Annotated in this window: 16 protein-coding genes; 14 read left to right on the forward strand and 2 right to left on the reverse strand. The window is 64.7% G+C overall.

Annotated features, from left to right (window positions below):
• Positions 1-2: 2 nt before the first annotated feature.
• Positions 3-1,646 (reverse strand): glycosyltransferase family 39 protein, encoded by a 1,644-nt coding sequence (locus tag EOD29_RS26380; RefSeq protein WP_127248401.1) that lies wholly within the window; start codon positions 1,644-1,646, stop codon positions 3-5.
• Between the two features lie 338 nt (positions 1,647-1,984).
• On the opposite strand from EOD29_RS26380, the gene tyrS reads away from it, so the two are divergent.
• Positions 1,985-3,238: a tyrosine--tRNA ligase gene (tyrS, locus tag EOD29_RS26385; RefSeq protein WP_095800895.1), complete on the forward strand. Its 1,254-nt coding sequence runs from the start codon at positions 1,985-1,987 to the stop codon at positions 3,236-3,238.
• Between the two features lie 9 nt (positions 3,239-3,247).
• Here tyrS and EOD29_RS26390 read toward each other — a convergent pair whose 3' ends face one another.
• Entirely contained in the window at positions 3,248-6,658 is a 3,411-nt protein-coding gene (locus EOD29_RS26390; RefSeq protein ID WP_127248402.1) for a DUF3971 domain-containing protein, read from the reverse strand.
• A gap of 97 nt (positions 6,659-6,755) precedes the next feature.
• On the opposite strand from EOD29_RS26390, the gene EOD29_RS26395 reads away from it, so the two are divergent.
• From EOD29_RS26395 to EOD29_RS26455, 13 genes are all read left to right on the forward strand, one after another.
• A complete protein-coding gene (locus EOD29_RS26395; protein ID WP_095779635.1) occupies positions 6,756-7,223 on the forward strand; it encodes a peroxiredoxin in 468 nt (155 codons plus the stop codon).
• A 165-nt stretch (positions 7,224-7,388) separates the two neighbouring features.
• Positions 7,389-8,672, forward strand: coding sequence for a M23 family metallopeptidase (locus EOD29_RS26400; protein ID WP_127248403.1), 1,284 nt, complete (start codon positions 7,389-7,391; stop codon positions 8,670-8,672).
• 134 nt (positions 8,673-8,806) lie between these two features.
• On the forward strand, positions 8,807-10,189 hold the full coding sequence (locus tag EOD29_RS26405; RefSeq protein WP_245475446.1) for an FAD-binding oxidoreductase: 1,383 nt from the start codon (positions 8,807-8,809) through the stop codon (positions 10,187-10,189).
• 48 nt (positions 10,190-10,237) lie between these two features.
• On the forward strand, positions 10,238-10,972 hold the full coding sequence (locus EOD29_RS26410; RefSeq protein ID WP_127248404.1) for a FadR/GntR family transcriptional regulator: 735 nt from the start codon (positions 10,238-10,240) through the stop codon (positions 10,970-10,972).
• Positions 10,973-10,974: 2 nt separating this feature from the next.
• Positions 10,975-11,409, forward strand: coding sequence for a VOC family protein (locus tag EOD29_RS26415; RefSeq protein ID WP_206520503.1), 435 nt, complete (start codon positions 10,975-10,977; stop codon positions 11,407-11,409).
• Between the two features lie 65 nt (positions 11,410-11,474).
• Entirely contained in the window at positions 11,475-12,527 is a 1,053-nt protein-coding gene (locus EOD29_RS26420; protein ID WP_206520504.1) for an ABC transporter substrate-binding protein, read from the forward strand.
• Complete coding sequence (locus EOD29_RS26425) at positions 12,527-13,300, forward strand: ATP-binding cassette domain-containing protein (protein WP_095780639.1); 774 nt, start codon at positions 12,527-12,529, stop codon at positions 13,298-13,300. Before EOD29_RS26420 ends, EOD29_RS26425 begins: the two co-directional genes overlap by 1 nt.
• Complete coding sequence (locus EOD29_RS26430; RefSeq protein WP_067328257.1) at positions 13,297-14,052, forward strand: ABC transporter permease; 756 nt, start codon at positions 13,297-13,299, stop codon at positions 14,050-14,052. Before EOD29_RS26425 ends, EOD29_RS26430 begins: the two co-directional genes overlap by 4 nt.
• A 141-nt stretch (positions 14,053-14,193) precedes the next feature.
• Positions 14,194-15,360, forward strand: a complete 1,167-nt coding sequence (locus EOD29_RS26435) for an ROK family transcriptional regulator (protein WP_127248406.1) — start codon at positions 14,194-14,196, stop codon at positions 15,358-15,360.
• A complete protein-coding gene (locus EOD29_RS26440; protein ID WP_127248407.1) occupies positions 15,357-16,121 on the forward strand; it encodes an ATP-binding cassette domain-containing protein in 765 nt (254 codons plus the stop codon). The genes EOD29_RS26435 and EOD29_RS26440 overlap by 4 nt, the downstream gene beginning before the upstream one ends.
• 40 nt (positions 16,122-16,161) lie before the next feature.
• Complete coding sequence (locus EOD29_RS26445; protein ID WP_066995049.1) at positions 16,162-17,202, forward strand: sugar ABC transporter substrate-binding protein; 1,041 nt, start codon at positions 16,162-16,164, stop codon at positions 17,200-17,202.
• A gap of 97 nt (positions 17,203-17,299) precedes the next feature.
• Positions 17,300-18,295 carry an ABC transporter permease gene (locus tag EOD29_RS26450; RefSeq protein ID WP_127248408.1) on the forward strand — a complete coding sequence of 332 codons (996 nt, stop codon included), beginning with the start codon at positions 17,300-17,302 and terminating at the stop codon, positions 18,293-18,295.
• 13 nt (positions 18,296-18,308) lie between these two features.
• Positions 18,309-19,079, forward strand: coding sequence for an SDR family oxidoreductase (locus EOD29_RS26455; RefSeq protein WP_067328246.1), 771 nt, complete (start codon positions 18,309-18,311; stop codon positions 19,077-19,079).

Genomic DNA, 19,079 nt, shown 5'->3' on the forward strand with positions numbered 1-19,079 from the left:
CCTCACTGGGCCACTCGATAAAGGCCGAGCGCCAGCTTGTCTCCTGACGAATAGTTGAGCCCGTCGATCTCGGTCAGTCGCTTCGCCGACTTGCCCTGCCCGGCAACCAGCTCGTTGAGCTTTTGCTCCTCCTTGACCGGCGCCAGTCCCAGCGCACAGGTCGGATCGGCCAGCAGGTGCTTTGCCACGCCATCGACGTCGGTCAGCACGGTCTTGGTCCCGACCAGGAACACCAGGCTCGGCTCGTGATAGGGGGACGAGGCGAGCACCGTGGTGTCGCAAGGACGGTTGGCATCGACGGCTGCCTTGATGGCCGGGCTCAGCCAGATCGGCTTCAGCGACGGCGCAATCACGCCGAACAGCAGGCTGAACGTTACGCCCGCGCCGATCGCGATCGCCGCGATGCGTTCGAGCGGCACCTGCAATTGGCGCGGGAAAGCCAGATAGCCGGTCACGAGCGCGGCGATTGCCGCCGGAATGCTCCACCAGGAAAAGGCTTTTGCGAGATAGAGCGGCGCGCCTATGCATACTGCGGCTAGCCCGATCGACACGACGACGACGCCGAAGGCGGTCGACCACCACAGCCAGTTCTGCCAGCGCTTGAGCGGCGCATTGGCCTTGTCTTCCGGCAAGGTGAGCAGCCAGCCGATCAGCAGCGCCATGCCGGGATAGGCCGGCAGCACATAATGCGGCAGCTTGGTCGGGATCGCCTCGAACACCAGCCAGAAGGGGATGTACCAGGCGAGACAGAAGCGCAGGCGGGGGTCGTCCCAGAAGCGGTTGATGGCCTGCAGCCCGGCGCCGACCGCGATCAGGCCGAAAGGCCACATGAACAGCGAATAGGTGAGCATATAGAAGCCCGGCGGCAGGCCATGCGATTCCTCGCCTTGCGCCACCTTGTTCAGCATGTCCTTGCCGACCGCCTCCTGGAAGAAGGCGCCGCCGCTCTTCCAGCTGATGAGGATGATCCAGGGCAGCACGATGACGAGCACGATTGCGACGCCGCGCACCAGCTTCAGCTTCAAAAGCCAGCGCCAGTCGCGTTCGAAGGCGAACAGCGCGCCGGCCGTCAGCAGCGACAACAGCGGAGCGACCGGACCCTTGATCAGAATTCCCAGTCCCTGCGCGATCCAGAAGATCCATGGGAGGTGGCCGGCAATCGGCTCCTTGCGGCGGGCGGCCAGATAGACCTGCGCCAACGCGCCTTGCGCGGCCACGCAGCAGGCGAGCAACATGGCGTCGGTCTTGGCGTCGCGGCCTTCGAAGGCGGTGGCGAAGATGGCGGCTATCATCAGGCCGGCGGCAAGGCCGGCATTGGCGCCGAAGAGTTTTGTGCCCGTCCAGCCGATGCCCACGACGGCGAGCGCAATGCCGAGCATCGAAACCAGCCGATAGACCCAGATCGGCGCTTCGGCCCCCTCACCGCTCAATACGACGGCCGCCGATTGCAGCCAATAGATGCCGATCGGTTTCTTGTAGCGCGTCACATCCTGCAGGCGGATGTCGATGTAGTCGCCGGTCTCGACCATCTGCTTGGTCGACTGGACGAAGCGGGATTCGTCGCGGTCGATCGGCGGCAGGCTTGCCAGCCCGCTGACGGTCATCAGGATGCTGAACAGAAAGAGGAGGAGATAGTTCCTGTTCATCGCGGGAGCTTGTCCGATCTGATCTGCGGGATAGCCCCGTCGCGGCGCGTCGGGGCGTGCTGCCCTTGCGCGGGCGCCTCATTACGCCAGCAAAAGAGGCGAAGCAAGGATGCGGCGATAGCACGCAAAGTCCCAAGCCACTTTTGCTGATCGCCCATTTGCCCGTTGAAGCGCGATCCCACGCAAACCGGAAACCACTTTTGCTGATCACCTGTTTGCCTCTTGAAGCGCGATCCTACGCAAAACCGGAAACCACTTTTGCTGATCGCGCTTGGATGCTAAACGCGCCCCTTCACGTCAAGCTCGGCCAAATGCCGTGCGATCTCCGGGAAGATAAGATGTCCGCCTTCAAGTCCGATTTCCTGCGCATCATGAGCGAGCGCGGCTTCATCCACCAGATTTCGGATGAAACCGGCCTCGACCAGCTTTTCGCCAAGGAAACGGTGAGCGCTTATATCGGCTTCGATGCGACGGCGAAGAGCCTGCATGCCGGATCGCTGATCCAGATCATGATGCTTCACTGGCTGCAGCATACCGGCCACCGGCCGATCGCGCTGATGGGCGGCGGCACCTCGATGATCGGCGATCCTTCTTTCAAGGACGAGGCGCGCAAGCTGCTGACGCCTGGGGACATTGAGAGCAATCTCGTCGGCATCCGCCGCAATTTCGCGCCTTATCTCAAATTCGGCAGCGGCGCGGGCGACGCGGTGATGGTCAACAATGCCGATTGGCTGATGGAGATCAACTACGTCAGTTTCCTGCGCGATGTCGGCCGGCATTTCTCCGTAAACCGCATGCTGGCCTTCGATTCCGTGAAGCTCAGGCTCGACCGCGAGCAGTCGCTGTCGTTCCTCGAATTCAACTACATGATCCTGCAGGCTTACGACTTCGTCGAGCTCTACAAGCGCGTCGGCTGCCGGCTGCAGATGGGCGGCTCCGACCAGTGGGGCAACATCGTCAACGGCATCGATCTCGGTCATCGCATGGAAGGCGTGCAGCTGTTTGCGATGACCACGCCGCTGCTCACCACTTCCTCCGGCGCCAAGATGGGCAAGTCGGCCTCCGGCGCTGTCTGGCTCGATGGCGACATGCTGTCCCCTTACGAATTCTGGCAGTACTGGCGCAACACAGAGGACGCGGATGTCGGGCGCTTCCTGAAGCTCTACACGACGCTGCCGCTGGATGAGGTCGCGCGCCTCGAAAAGCTCGGCGGCTCGGAGATCAACGAGGCGAAGAAGATTCTCGCCACCGAGATCACCGCCATGCTGCATGGCCGCGAGGCGGCCGAAACGGCTGCAGAGACCGCGCGCAAGACTTTCGAGGAAGGCGCGCTCGCCGACACGCTGCCCAGCATCGACGTCGCCAAGGCTGATCTCGAGGCCGGCATCGGCATCCTGTCGCTGTTCGTCACCGCCGGGCTCGCCGGCTCCAATGGCGAAGCGCGCCGGCATGTCCAGGGCGGTGCCGTGCGCCTCAACGACCAGGTGGTGACCGACGACCGGCGCGTGGTGACGCTTGAGGACCTGGGCGCGGAAGGTGTGGTGAAGCTCTCGTTCGGCAGGAAGAAGCACGTTCTGGTGCGGCCGATTTAGTCGGGCTGATCACCGATATTCGAAGATTGAGCGAAAAATTCCCGGCGCCACCACCGACAGCGGATTGATGTTGAGCGTCGGCTTGTTGGCGTTGCCGCGCAGCCGGTAGGTGACGCCGATCAGGCCGCGGTCGCGGCCGTTGCCGAGCAGCGGGCCGAACAGCGGCAGTTCGCCGAAGATGCGGTTGAGCCCATAGACCGGCATGAAGGTGCCGGTCATGTCCATATTGTTGTCTTGGTCGTAGAGCGTGCCCTGGAAAGTCGTGCCGATGCGCGGACCGCGCAACAGACCGTTTGCCAGTCTGAGATAGCCGGAGCCCTTGTCGATCTCGGCATAGCCGCGCTCGAACTGCACCCTTGAGGTGTCGATGTTGGCCTTGACCGCCTGGTTGAGGCTGCGCGTATCGCCGGCCGGCCTGGTCGACACGATCGACGCAAGCTTCGGCTCGTTGACGACATAGAAATTGCTGGCGTCGACCTGGCCCTTCATTGGTCCGTCGGAGTCGCCCGCCAGCGACAGCGTGATGGCCCCGCCCTCCATATGCTCGTAAATGTTGAGGAAGCGCAGGATAGCGCCGGCATCGGCCGATTTCATCGTGAGGGACCGGCCGCCGTCGCCGGTGGTGTTTCGGACGGCAATGGCGGCACCCGAACTCGCCGTCGCGCTGACATCGAGACCATTCACCCGGGAGCCGGCAGCGCTGTAATTAAGCTTGAGGTTCGACAGCACCTCGTCGTGAAAGCCGGTCAGCGACTTCACGTCGGCGCTGACCGAGATCGCGTCGGCGCCGGCGCCTTTTGTGGCTGTATCGACGTCTGAGGTGAACTGTTTGATCAGCGAGCGGGCGTCGAGAGAGTCGCCGCTGACATTGACCGCATAGCTTTTGCCCGACCGTTTGACCGAGACCGCGACGTCGTCTCCTCTGTTGAGCGCGACCTTGCTGAACCGGGCCGAGGACAGCGCCCCGTTGACCAGTGTCACATCGCCGTCGATCGAAAAGCTCTTCCCATCGAGATCGAAGTCGGACAGCGTGGTCGTGCTGCCGGACTTTGCCATCGTGAAGGTGACCTTGGCCGGAATGCCGGCACCCTTGCTCCATCCTGCCCAGGGGATGTCGAGCCTTGCGTTGGTCAGGTCGGCCGACACGTTCTGGACGCCCTCGCCGCTCTTGTCGATCGCCACCTTGATGGTTCCGGAAAGCAGCGGCGACAGGCCCGGCATTGCTGCAGCGCGCGTCTTGTCGTCGATCACCAGCGCGACCTTACGGCTACGCGGCGGGCCGCTGTCCTCGAGCGGCTCGACCAGGTCGAGCTCGGCTGGAATGCCGTTCAGCTTCGCCTTCGCCGATATCACCGCACGGTCGGGGCTCACGGTGATCGACCCGTCGGCCTCGGTCACCATCTGGTCCTCGAACGGCTTGGCTAAGGAAAGATCCTGGTAGTCCAGCGCCACCAGCCAGTCGAGCCTCGAGGTATCGACGCCGGAAGTCAGCGGAATGTCGGCCCGCACATGCCCGGTGACGGTGCCGCTCAAATCCTCAGGCGCAAGCCCGACATGGCGCATGGCGTTGATCGGCTCAAAGGAGGCGAGTTCGGCGATCGCCGTGGCTTCGCCAGCGACATCGATGTCGAGAGAGCCGATCACGGGCGAAACATTCGCCTGCTTGATCGTCAGTGTGCCCCCGCTTGCCGCCACGGTGCGGCCGCTCGGCATAAAAACGCTGCCCGAGGACAGCGTGATATCGACATCGTTGCCGTGGAAGGCAACGACACCGACCGCATCGCGGATCGGCGGAATGCGCCCCGCGGTATCGAAGCGCGAGCCCTCGACCTGGAAGCGGCCGAACACCTCGTCGCCGGAAAGCGGAACGCCGTTGCCGAGCCGCCCAGGAACGACCTGGAACTGCAGGTTGGCGTCGACCACACGGCCGCCGAACAGGTTGTCTAGCACCCAAAGCCGCGCGTTGCGGGCGGAGAACCAGGGCCACAATTGCTTCACATGCGAAACCGGCATGTCGTGTACATTGAGCGACAGCGACACACCCGGCGGGCCATTGTCGATGAAGGCGAGCGACGCCGTGCCCAGCACGTCGCTCGAACCCCCGGAGCGGACGCCGATCTGCTCGGCGACGAGCTTGCGGCTCTTGGTCTGGTAGACGCCGGCGACCCGGGCAAGAAACTGAAGCGCCGGCTCCGGCGATTCCGAAGGCGCGAGCGTCGAGCCGTCGCTGACAAGGTCATAGCGGTAGGACGGCTCCTCGCCCGCGGCTGCCGGTTTCGGCCCGACCGAGCCTGAGAAATCGAATGTCGAGCGGCCGGTCCTGATCAGCAATTTGTCGACCGAGACCTTGTTTGATCCCGCGACCAATGTGGCCCTGGCATCGACGTCGGCCGGCAGCAGCCCGCGCGAGCCGAGATCGAGCACCGAGCCGCCGAGCGACAGCGACGCCGTCAGCCGCGACGGCGTGTCGCCGGACGCCTCGACGCCCGAAAGCTTCAGCGCAACAGAACCAAGCTTGCCGCCCTGGGCGGCGAAGTTCCCGCCGCTGGAGCTTCCCTGAGCGGGCGTTACGCCGACGTCCGCTATCGCGACGGCGGCGTCCAGCGATGCGATCCGCCTGGCGCTCGGATCGCGCGCCGCGGAGGCGCTCAGGCTTACATGTCGGCCGTCGACATCGGCTTTTGAAGACAGTTCCATGCTGCCTGTGCCCGTCTGCCCAACCGTGGCCTCGGCGACGGTCAGACGCCTGACCGATCCGCCCGGCGGCAATTCGAACTCGACGTTGCGGAGGTCGATCTGGCGCATCGATTCCGCGCTCACCGCATCCAGCGCCGCGTTGACGCCGCCAAACACCGCCGCCGATACTTTCTCCGGATCGACCAGGCCATCCTCGTTGCGCAAAGCCGCAGTCCAATCACCGCTCCCGGACGGCATGGCGGCGACCATGATGCGAGCATCGGAGAACCGGGCGCTGGTGAGCTTGACCTCGCCGGATAGCAGCGGCAGCAGGCGCATGCCGAAGCGGACGCGCCCGACATCGGCCATCGGCTTGCCGTCGGCCGTCTTCAAGCTGACGTCGCTGACCTGCAGAGCGACGAAGCTCGACCCATCGAGCGTCAACCGCGCCGGCCCAACGGTGACGTTGAGATCGACGCCAGCGAGCTTCTCGATGGCCGTCTCGGCTTCGGCGCGAAGTCGTTCCGTGCCGATGCCTGACGTGCCAAGCACATAGACGCCAATTGCCGCCAGAAGCACCAGCGCGCAGAGTCCGGCGAACACCCGGCCGAGGATGCGGAAGCGCCGGCGCACCGAAGCACGGCCGAGCGGCGGCACGCTGCACGCGGACGGAAAGGCCGCCAGGTCGGTGATCTCGTCACGCCTGAACCTGATCTTCTCGTGCTGCGGTTGCTCCTGATCCAAGCAATATTCCGTTGTAAACGTACTCGTCGTGGACGAATCCCCGCCTCACGTTATATCGATGCTCGATCCGCGCGTAACCGCAAACAAGGGCATCGACATGGCTGAACTCGACGTGGGCGACGTTGCGCCGCAATTCGATCTTCCGCGCGACGGCGGCGGCTCCCTCAGCCTCGCCGCGATCCGGGGAAAACCTGTCGTACTCTACTTTTATCCACAGGACGACACCACAAGCTGCACCAACGAAGCGATCGGCTTCTCGCAGCTGAAGCCGGAATTCGAGAAGGCCGGCGCCGTGGTCATCGGGCTGTCCCCCGATAGCGTCAAGAAACACGACAAATTCAAGGCGAAATACGATCTCACCCTCGATCTCGTCGCAGACGAGGAGCGCAAGGCGATCGAGGCCTATCATCTGTGGGTCGAGAAGACGATGTACGGCCGCAAGTACATGGGTGTCGAGCGCGCCACCTTCCTGATCGGCCAGGACGGACGCATCGCCCGCATCTGGCGCAAGGTGCGCGTCAAGGGCCATGCCGAAGAGGTGCTGGAGGCGGTGCGCGCGCTCTGAAGCGGGGCAGACCCAAAGCTTCCGCGATTTGCTGGCCTCCTTCCCTGCAACCTGCCACCCGCGCTGCGGGAATTGGTTAAGCCGACATCGCGGCCAGCAAAGCTTTGTTAACCCTAATAATGTGTAATCGAGCTGTCGTTGGAGTCGTAACGAAAGCTTGGTCCCGTGAATCCAAACGGTCAGTCAGCGGTCTTCGGCAGGCGCAAGGAGCCCCATACGGTCATTATCGCGCGGGGGAACGAGATCCGGCATTTCACCATCCGTCCGTGGCTTGCCGCCTTCGTCGGGTCGGCGCTGGCGGCGATCGCCATCGGCTATCTGCTCGCCACCTCCTACCTGGTGCTGCGCGATGACCTGATCGGCGCCACCACGGCCAGGCAGGTGCGCATGCAGCAGGCCTATGAGGATCGCATCTCCGCGCTTCGCGCCCAGGTCGATCGCATCACCAGCCGCCAGCTTCTCGACCAGCAGCTCATGGAGACCAAGGTCAGCGAGTTGCTGGCCAGGCAGACCCAGCTCAGCCAGCGCCACGGCCGGCTCGGGCCGATCCTCGAACGCGCCGAGAGCGAGGTCGGCGATGTGCCCGCCGCAGCCAATGCCGCAGCGACGAAACCCGACGAGCACGCCGAGATCACCGGCGGCCTTTCGCAGGTCCCGACCTACTCCGTCGCGTCGTTGGGCGCCGGCGACACGAAGCCATTCTCCCTGTGGTCGACACGCTCGGACCCGCTCGACAACGAAACGTCAGCGGATCGCGCCGACAAGCTCTTCGTGTCGATCAACGCTTCGCTCAAGGCCATCGAGAACCAGCAGCTCACCCGCATCACCACGCTTGCGGACAACGCTTATCGCAACGCGGACGCGATCTCGCAGGCACTGCAAGCCGCCGGGCTGCCGGTCGACACGGAGCTCGACAAGAACGATGTCGGCGGGCCGCTGGTGCCGCTCGATTCCTCAATGATCTTCGACAGCAAAGTCAAAGAGCTGGATGAAGCGCTTGATGCGCTGGATCAAGTCAAGAAAGAGGCGCGCAAGCTGCCGCTCAGCAATCCCGCGCCGGGTCATACTGTGACCAGCCCGTTCGGAGTGCGCACCGACCCGATCCTCGGCACGGCCGCCCTGCATACGGGAATGGATTTCAGGGCGCCGATCGGCATGCCGGCGAAGGTCACCGCTGCCGGCGTCGTCACCAAGGCCGGCTGGAACGGCGGCTACGGCCGCATGGTCGAGGTCGACCACGGCAACGGCTTTGCGACGCGCTATGGCCACCTCAGCGAGATCGACGTGACTGTCGGCCAGAAGCTCGCCGCCGGCGACGTGATCGGCAAGACCGGCAGCAGCGGCCGCTCGACCGGTCCGCATCTCCACTACGAGGTGCGCCACAACGGCGAGGCGGTCGACCCGCTGCGCTTCCTCGCCGTCGGCAAGAAGGTCGCGCAGTACCTTTAGCGCACGCCTCGCGGCCGACCCGAGGTCCCTCCAGGTTTATCCACCGTTTTGCCTGGCAGCGCTCGCTTTGGATTGACTCAATCCAGTTGTAGGATGATATACATCACCCTATCGCCTCACCGATTGCGCCGCTGATGACCATTCGCAGCCTCTCACTGGATATCCTCAGCGTCCTCGAAGACGCAGTGGGGCCGAGCGGTCTCACTGCCGACACTGCTGGAATGGCGAAGTATCTCGGCGATTGGGCCGGCGACTATCGAGGCAGCGCGCTGGCCGTACTGCGCCCCGCGTCGGTTGCGGAGGTGCAGGCGCTGATGCGTCTGTGCAGCGAGTTGGGACTCGGCGTCATTCCGCAGGGCGGCAACACCGGCTTGGTTTCGGGCGCCATCGATGGCACCACCACCGGCGGTGTAGTCGTCAGCCTGGAGCGGCTGAACGCCATCCGCCGGATCGATCGCGCGAACTTCACACTTCAGGCGGACGCAGGCTGCGTGCTGGAGGCGATCAAAGAGGCAAGCGAGGCCGAAGATTGCCTGTTCCCACTGGCGCTCGGCGCACAAGGCAGTTGCGAGATCGGCGGCAATGCCGCGACCAATGCCGGCGGCGTCAACGTGCTGCGCTACGGCATGGCGCGCGACCTGATCCTGGGGCTGGAGGTTGTTCTGGCCGATGGGGAGCTGTGGAACGGCCTTTCCGGGCTGCGCAAGAACAACAGCGGTTATGACCTGAAGCAGCTGTTCATCGGCTCCGAGGGCACGCTCGGCATCATTACCGGTGTGGAGGTCAAGCTGTTCCCGAAGCCGGCCCGTGTCGAGACCGCCTATCTCGGCCTCGTCTCGTTCGAAGCGGCCATCGGCCTGTTCAACCGAGCGCGCCGCGCCTGCTCCGATCTGATTTCCGCCTTCGAGATCATCGGCTCGGAATGCATCGATTTGGCCCGGCTGGTCGATCCTGGAATGACGGCGCCTGTCGCAGGACCCGTCCATGCGCTGATCGAATTGTCCTCCGGACCGACCATCGACCTCAACGGCGTGCTCGCCAGTTTTCTAACCGATGCAATCGAAGGCGGCTTGGTGGCCGACGCAGTCCTCGCGACCAGCAACGCGCAGGCTAAGGCCTTCTGGGCGATCCGCGAGGGACTGGTCGAGGGCCAGGCGAAGCGCGGCTACCACGTGCGCACCGATCTCTCGGTGCGCATTTCCGATATCCCTGCCCTTGTCGAGCGCGCCCGCCGCTTCGTCGCCACCGAATATCCGGGCTGGATTGCACTGGCCTATGGCCATGCCGGCGACGGCAACATCCATTTCAATGTGCTGCCGCCGCTCGATCTCGCTGATGGCGAAGCGCGGGTGCGCGGCGAAGAAATCACGGCCGGACTCTACGACATCGCCGTCGGCCTCGGCGGCTCGATCAGCGCCGAGCACGGCATCGGCCGCAGCCGTGCCCGAGAATTCTGGGCCGGGCTTTCGCCGGCGCATCGCCGCATGGTTACCGCTGAAGACTGCGCTCGACCCTAAAGGGGTGATGAACCCCGGCTGCCTGCTGCCCTCGACGGAGCGTTTTTTATGAAGCAGAGACTGGCCGCCATCGGCACCGTCGAAACCCTGCCGCACCGGGTCGCGGCCTTCCTCAGCCGCGAGATCGAATCCGGCGAGTTGAATCCCGGCGCGCGGCTGCCGACCGAGCAGGAGCTTTCCGAGAAGTTCGGCGTCAGCCGCAATGTGGTGCGCGAGGCGATCGCCCAGTTGAGGGCGGACGGCATGATCGAAGCGCGGCAAGGTATCGGAGCCTTCGTGCTGGCGCCCGAGCAAAGGGCCGCCATCCGCATCGACCGCGAGGCGCTCAAGGATACCCACAATATGGAGCGGCTGTTCGAGCTGCGTTGCATCCTCGAGGCCGAGTCGGCGGCGCTCGCCGCGGCGCGGCGCAATCAGGAGCATCTCGATTCGATCAAGGCGGCGCTCGACCGCATGGGCGGCGAGGAGCGCTGGGAAGAAGGCAGCATCGACGCCGACCTGCTCTTCCACCGCGAGATCGCGCGGGCGACCGGCAACAGCTACATCCACACCTTCATCTCTTTTGTCTGTGAGCAGATCCGCCAGTCGATCCACTATGCCCGCATGACAAACCCGCTGCACGATCTCGTCGAGATCAATGTCGGCGAGCATGTGCGCATTTACGAGGCGCTGGTGGCGGGCGATCCGGCGGCAGCGGAAGCAGCAATGCGTACGCACATCATCGGCGCCGCCAACCGCGTCGGCGTGAAGCTGCCACTCTCCAAGACCGGCGGGACGAAATAGCCATGCCGACGAATCTCACCCGCATCTCCGACGTCTGCCTGCTGGTGGAAAATATCGAGCGTACGGTCGACTTCTATGTCGGGAAACTCGGCTTCCGGCTGCGTCGGCGTGCCGAAGGCTTTGCCGATTTCCATGGCGAGGGCGTGACGCTCGCCGCCTGGGAGCTCGACCACATCAACCGGCACACCGGCGTCTCGAACCAGAGATCGCCGCGCCAAGCGCACAAGGTTTGCGTCGCCGTCCAGCTCGGATCACCGGCCGAGATCGACAGGCTGCACGGCGAATTGAGCGCCAAGGACGTGCCCTTCTATGGACCGCCCGAAAACTACGTCTGGAACGCGCGCTGCGCCTATTTCACCGACCCGGACGACACGCTTTGGGAGCTTTACGCCTGGCTCGACGGCGGCCCTGGCGACTACCACGACCAACAGCCGTAGCGACGCCGCGCCGAGGGAGCGGCGCTTCGAAAGAAGAGACAAGAAGTCTGCAACAGGAGCGAAAAATGAGTGGGAACCGAGACTACGAATTGAACCGCCGCGCTTTCGTGAAGGGCGGCCTCGCAGCGGTCGCAGCTGCGTCAGCCGGTATGCAATTGGTGTTGACGCCGGGCGCCAGGGCCGCCGGCAAGGTCGTCATCCAGTATGACTGGCTGATGTCCAATGGCCAGATCGGCGACATCGCGGCCCTCGCCAACGGCTATTTCAAGGATGCCGGGCTCGAGGTGGAGTTCAGCCCTGGCGGCCCCAATGCCTCGACCGTGCCGCCGGTGATCTCCGGCGCCGCGCAGCTCGGCCAGTTCTCGGAAACGCCGCAGCTTTATGCGGCGCGCGCCAGCGGCGTGCCGATCAGAATCATCGCCTGCGGCTTCCGCACCGGCCCCTATGCGCTGACCTCGAAACCGGGAAAGCCAATCCGCAATGTTGCCGACCTCAAGGGCAAGAAGATCGGCATCCAGCCGACCGCGCGCTTCGTCATCGACGAGATCCTGGCCAAGAACGGTATCGACCCCTCGGAAGTCACCATCGTCAATGTCGGCTTCGACAAGGCGCCTCTGGTGCGCGGTGACGTCGACGCCATCGGCGGCTGGATCACCAACACCCAGGCGCTGAGCGTGGTCGGCGAGGACCGCATCGATCTCCTGGTGCGCGACCTCGGCCTCGCTTCCTACGCCGACGTCTATTTCGCGACCGACGCGGCGATCGAGAAGGACCCCGACACACTGGCGAAGTTCGTCGGCGCGGTCGGCAAGGGCTGGGGCTGGGTGCACGCCAACCCCCAGGAAGCGGTGAAGAAGATGGTCGCCGCGTATCCGGAGATGGATCTCGGCTGGGAAGAGAAGACCGTCAACCTGGTGCTGAAACTCTCCTTCGACGGCGCGACCGCCAAAGATGGCTGGGGCACGTTCGACCCTGCCTCCATCGAGGAGCAATTGACGCTGCTCGACAAGGTCGGCCAGTACCCGAACGGACGCCCGGCCGCCAAAGATGTCTACACCACGAAGATCCTGGAGCTTTCGGCCGCGGACCGGCCCAAGCTCGACGCGCCCGCGGCCTGATGCCGAACGCCATCGAAGCGCAGAAGCTCGATGTCGGCTATGGCGGCCGGCAGAAGGTCGTCAAAGTGCTGTCCGGCCTCGACCTCACGGTCGCAGCCGGCTCCTTCCTGTCGATCCTCGGCCCGTCGGGCTGCGGCAAGTCGACCTTACTTCGCGTGGTGGCGGACCTGCTCGACCCGCTGGACGGCACGATCAGCGTGCTTGGGGCCACACCGCACGCGGTGCGCTCGCGCCGCGACGTCGGCTTCGTCTTCCAGGATTCCACCCTGCTGCCCTGGCGCACGGTGCGCGACAATGTGCGCCTGCCGCTCGGCGTCGGCCAGCGCAGCCTCACACGCAAGATCGATGACCGCAGCAGCGAACTGCTGGAGCTGATGGGGCTTGGCGGACTCGGTGAACGCCTGCCGCATCAGCTTTCGGGGGGCCAGCGCCAGCGCGTCGCCATCGCGCGCGCCCTGCTTGGCGAGCCCAGGCTGCTTCTGATGGACGAGCCGTTCGGCGCGCTGGACGAGATCACGCGCGATCGCCTCAACGACGAATTGCTGACGCTCTGGCGGCGCACCGGCACAACGATCCTTTTCGTCACCCATTCGATCGCCGAAGCCGCCTATCTCGGCGAGCGCGTCATTGTGCTGGCTGCCAATCCGGGACGGGTGGTGAAGGACCTCGACCTGCGGCCCTTCAAGCAGGAAGGCAACCGCTGCAAGCGCGAGGATGCCGCGATCGTCGGCGCCATGGCCGAGTTGCGTGCAGCGCTGGAGCGCGCATCGTGAGACCGGCGCCGCTTGCCCCGCAAATGGCGATTGCGCTTCCGGTTCTGGGCGCGGCGTCGATCCTGATTGCCTGGCAGTATCTCCTGCCGCTGCTCGGCGTGCCGGCCTATATCGTGCCGACGCCGACGGCGATCTTCGGCGTCTTCCAGAAGAATTTCGCCCTGCTCATCGACAACCTCAGACCGACGCTGATCGAGGCGCTGGCGGGCTTCGTCATCGGCAATCTCGCCGCCGTGCTGCTTGCCGTGGTCTTCGTGCACAGCCGCATCCTGCAGGCCGCCTATTTCCCGATCGTCCTGTTCTTCAACACCATTCCGATCCTGGCGCTGTCGCCGATCATCATCCTGATCTTCGGCCTCGGCATGACGCCAAAGATCGTCATCGCCGCGGTGATCTGCTTCTTCCCGACCCTGGTGAACATGATCCGGGGCCTGGATTCGGCTAGCGACAACGAGCACGAGCTGTTCCGCGTGCTGTCGGCGACACGCTCGGAGATCTTCTGGGCTCTGCGCCTGCCCCGCGCCCTGCCGATGCTGTTCTCCTCGCTGCGCATCGCCTCGGCCACTGCGGTGATCGGCGCCATCGTCGGCGAATGGATCGGCTCGGACAAAGGCCTCGGCGCGCTGATCATCCAGGCGACGTTCAACTATCAATCCGACCGGCTCTACGCCGCGATCGTGCTGTCGTCGTCGCTGTCGATCGCGCTTTTCTGCATCGTCGTGCTGATCGAGCGTCGCGTCATCAGATACTAGCTTTCCGCACATTGTCCGGGTGGCAAGCGCGGGGGCCGCAGGGAAAGTTGCTCTCCTCGGGAGCCGGGCAAATTATTTTTGAATTCCATTTGACTGAATAAATCTTCTCTGCGAACCTTGTGTCCGTCAGGAGCGCAAGCCATGGCGTTGCGGGGAACCAATCAGGAGTTCGGGCGGCCATACAACCGGCGCATCGTGCTCGAATCCATCCGCCGCTTCGGTCCGATCGCCCGCGGCGACATCGCGCAGCACGTCGGGCTCACCGTTCAGACGGTCTCGACCATCGTGCGCGAGTTGGAGGAACAGGCTTACATACTGTCGGTCCGCGAGGAACCGAAGGGCCGCGGCCAGCCGCCGGCCACGCTGCGCATCAACCCGGAAGGCGGCTATGCCGTCGGCATCCACCTCACCCCGCTGGGGATAGACGCCGCACTCATCAACCTGAGCGGCGACGTGATCGAGAGCGTCCATCGCGAAGCGCCGAGCCCGACACCCGATCTCGCCTTCGAGGCGATCGGCGCCATGGTTGCCGATCTGACCGGGCGCCGCGCCGGAGGACGGGTCATCGGCGTCGGCATGGCGCTTCCCGGCCCGTTCGGCGTCGAGTCCATGAGCTTCGTCGGACCGACCACAATGGCGGGCTGGAAAGGCGTGCCGCTGCGCGAGCGCCTTGCCGCCGCGACCGGCCTGCCCGCCTTCTTCGAGACCGATATGGCGGCGGCGGCCATGGGGGAACGCCTCTACGGCCTCGGCCTCCAGCGTTCCGACTACTACTATCTCTATTTCAGCGTCGGGCTTGGCGGCGCCATGGTGCATGACGGCGGCGTGCTGCGCGGGGCCTGGGGCAATGCCGGCGAGATCGGACACATCCCCGTCGTTCCGGAAGGCGAGCTTTGCCCCTGCGGCAACCGGGGCTGCCTCGAACGCTATCTGTCGCTCGAGGCGCGCGGCCGCTGGAACGGCAACGACGCCGGATGGGTGGCCGAAGTCGCTCCGATCTTCCGCAACGCCGTCGCAGTCATCGAGAACCTTTTCGACCCCGAGACGATCGTGCTTGGGGGCCTCGCCTCGCCTCAGTTGCTCGAACGCCTGGCTGCATTGGCGGAGCCGCTGCACAATTCGGTTTCGGCTCGCAAGGATCGCGCCGCGCCGCGCATCCTCGTGGCGCAGGGCGGGCAGCATGCCGTGTTGCGCGGCGCCGCGGCACTTGCCGTTTCCGGCGTGCTTTCGCCGCGCTTCGGCCAGATCTTCACCGCCAAGCGGCAGCGCGAAGGCGACCTTCTGAACGGCGGAGACATCGCGGCATGAGCGAACCCCTGCTGGTCCTCGACAACGTCACCAAGAATTACGGCGCCATCCGGGCGCTGAGGGGCATCAGCTTCTCGATCGCGCGCGGCGAGGTGGTGGCGCTGCTCGGCGACAACGGCGCCGGCAAGTCGACGCTGGTCAAGATCATCGCCGGCGGACTCGAGCCGACCTCGGGTCGCATGCTGTTCGAAGGCAAGGAGTTCCTCGCCAGAACCCCCGCCGAGGCCAAGGCCGCCGGCATCGAGACCGTCTACCAGGACCTCTCGCTCTGCACCAATGTCGACGTGGTGGCCAACTTCTTCATGGGCCGCGAGATCACCCGCAGGGTGCTGGGCGTTCCGGTGCTCGACGAGCGCGCGATGGAGTCAGTAGTGGCGAAGGCGCTGGCCAATGCCGGCACTCGCATTCCCTCGCTGCGCACCAAGGTCGAGCATCTCTCGGGCGGCCAGCGGCAGGCGATCGAGCTCAACCGTTTCGTTCATTGGGGCGGCAAGCTGGTGCTGCTCGACGAGCCCTTCGCCGCGCTCGGCGTCGAGCAGACGCGCCGCGGCCTCGACATGATCCGCAAGGTGGCGAGCCAAGGCATCGGCGTCGTCATCATCACCCACATCATGCAGCAGGCCTTCCAGGTCGCCGACCGGATCGTGGTGATCCGCCAGGGCGTCGTGGCGGGCGACGTTGCCCGCAACAAGACAAGTCCCGATGCGGTGATCAACATGATCACCGGGGAAACGCTCGCCGGTGCCGGACCGGCGGGCTGAGGGACAAATGAGGGGTCCGGCGAAAAGAGGAGCGAACGACATGAAGCGAATGCTACTTTCTGTCTTCGGTATCCTGGCCCTGGCCATTGCCACGCTCACGCCGGCATTCGCCCAGTCCAAGGGTACCGTCTACTACCTGGTGCCGACCTTGCTCGACGAATTCCAGACCGGCTCGGTGAGCGCGCTGGAACTGTTTCTGAAACAGGTCGGCTACGAGATGAAGACGCTGAACGCCGACAACAAGACCGACGCTCAGCAATCGCAGATGAACGACGTGATTGCGCTTAAGCCGAAGGCGATCATCCTCGCCGCGGTCGATTTCAATGCGTTGAAGCCATCCGTTGAAGCCGCCCGCGCGGCCGGCATCCCTGTGGTCGAGTTCGACCGCCAAATCACCGCCACGCCGTCCGACTTCACATCGGTCGCCGGCACGGTCGAGATCGGCCACATTGCGGCGGAGCAGGCCGAAGCGCTGCTGAAGGCCAAGCATGGCTCGGTCAAGGGCAAGATCCTGCAGGTGCTCGGCGATCCCGGCGATCCCTACACGCTCGACATCCAGAAGGGTTTCGAGGAGAAGATGAAGGCGTTTCCGGACGTCAAGATCATCTCGCTGCCCGCCATGCAGTGGGAGGCGAGCAACGCCGGCACCATCGTCGCCGACCAGATCTTGGCCAATCCCGACATCGACCTGATCTTCAGCCACGCTGCGCATCTTTCGGTCGCGGGCGTTGCCTCGCTGGAGGCCGCCGGTAAGAAGCCGGGCGATGTGATGATGATGAGCTCGAACGGCGCGCCGGTCGGCCTCGACCTGATCCGCAAGGGTTGGCTCAACGTCGAAGTCGAACAGCCGCTCTACGCCCAGGCCGCGGCCGTCGCCATGTTCATGGACAAGGTCGTCAACAAGCAGGAGATCAAGCCCGGCGAGTACGACGTGCTCGGCCTGAAGTCGGTGGTGACCAAAGAAGCCTGGGGCCCGAACATCAAGATCCCAGGCGCGGCGATCACCAAGGAGAATGTCGACAACCCCGCTTTCTGGGGCAACCTGAAGCCGCCGACGGATACCGTTAAGCCCGTCGAGTAGGCCTTTTCCATCGAGCTCCGGGCCTCCCGGCCCGGAGCCTCGCGGGCCCGCCCCGCGGCAGCCGCATATTCAAATTCGACGCTAACCGGATCGGCCGATGAGCCCACGCACCCGCCACAGTCTCGAGCTTGTGCTCGACAATCTCGTCTGGTTCATGCTGGTCTTCGTGCTGGCCGTGTTCTCGACCCTCATTCCGAACTTCTTCCAGCTCGGCATCTTCGCCAACATCGTCGAGGCATCGAGCGTGCTGGGCGTGATGTCGATCGGCCTGGCGCTGGTCATCATTGCCGGTCACATGGACCTGTCGGTTGAATCGGTCGCGGCGCTCAGCGCCATGGCAGTCGGCATCATGTTCTGCTCGTCAGGCATCGGCCTCGGCCTGCAGTTGCATCCGGACTGGCTGATGGTGCCGGTCTCGCTCGCCGTAGCCCTGGCGGTGGGAGCCCTTATCGGCGTCATCAACGGTTTCCTCATCGTCAGACTGCAGATGAGCGCCTTCATCATCACGCTTGCCTCCTATATCTGGGTGCGCGGCCTCGTGCTTGTCGTTTCCGGCGGACGCTCGGCGCAGGATTTGGCGCCGGCCATCCGCTGGTTCGGTATCCAGCGGCTCGCCGGCCTGCCGCTCACCGCCTGGATCGCTGTCGGCTGCTTCGTCGTCTTCTCGCTGATTCTCGCCAAGACGCCGTTCGGCCGGCATCTGGTGATGATCGGTGGCAACGAGACCGCGACCTTCCGTGCCGGCATCCGCGTCAATCGCAACCTGATCATCGCCTTCGTCCTTGCCGGCGCCATCGCCGGCCTCGCCGGCTGGCTGCTCGCCATCCGCACCTCCGGCGCCACCGCCAATCTCGGCGTCGGCCTGCTCTTCAACGCCTTCGCCGCCGTCGTCATTGGCGGCGTCAGCCTGAAAGGCGGCGTCGGCACCCTGCCCGGCGTCTATGCCGGCGTGCTGCTTCTGTCGGCCATCAACACCGCCATCAACCTCATGGCCCTGCCGGCCAACTTCACCCAGGTCATCCACGGCTTGCTGGTGCTGGCGGCCGTGCTTCTCGACGCTTTCAAGCAAACCATTCGCCAAAGACTCGCATGACAGGACGGCTGGCATGACCGGAAGCATCGAAGGCAAGGTGGCGGTGATCGTCGGGGCCGCGCGTGGCATCGGCAGGGGCATAGCCCAGCGCTTCACCGAGGAAGGCGCCAGCCTTGTGCTGGCCGACAGTGAAGCCGAAGCCGGCAGAGCGAGCGCCGACGAACTTGGTGCCGCCTTCATCCGCACCGATATTTCCAAGATGGCCGACGCCGAAGCGGTGGTGGCATTGGCGCTGCAGCGTCACGGCCGCCTCGACATCATCGTCCAGAACGCCGGCATCTATCCCTGGCAACTGATCGAGAACACCAGCCCGGAAGATTGGGACCGGGTCATGGCGGTCAATCTGCGCGGCAGCTTCAACGCCGCCCGGGCAGCGCTTCCACCGATGAAGGCTCAGGGCAGCGGTCGCATGCTCTTCACCTCTTCCATTACCGGCCCGCAGGTGAGCAGCCCCGGCCACGGCCATTATTCGGCAAGCAAGGCCGGGATCAACGGCTTCATCCGCTCGGCGGCGCTGGAGTTTTCCGGCTATGGCATCACCGTTAACGGCGTCGAGCCTGGCAACATCCTGACCGAGGGCATGAAGCTTCACCGCGATGCCGCCTTCATCAAGAGCATGGAGGACGCCGTGCCGCTCGGACGTCTCGGCACGCCGCGCGACGTCGCCAACGCCTTCCTGTTCCTGGCCTCCGATGACGCCAGCTACATCACCGGCACGACGATCGTCGTTGATGGCGGCCAGCTCCTGCCCGAAGGCCAGGATTTCCGCCTGACGCCGCCGTGA

This window comes from Mesorhizobium sp. M1A.T.Ca.IN.004.03.1.1 (assembly GCF_003997555.1).
Taxonomy (GTDB): domain Bacteria; phylum Pseudomonadota; class Alphaproteobacteria; order Rhizobiales; family Rhizobiaceae; genus Mesorhizobium.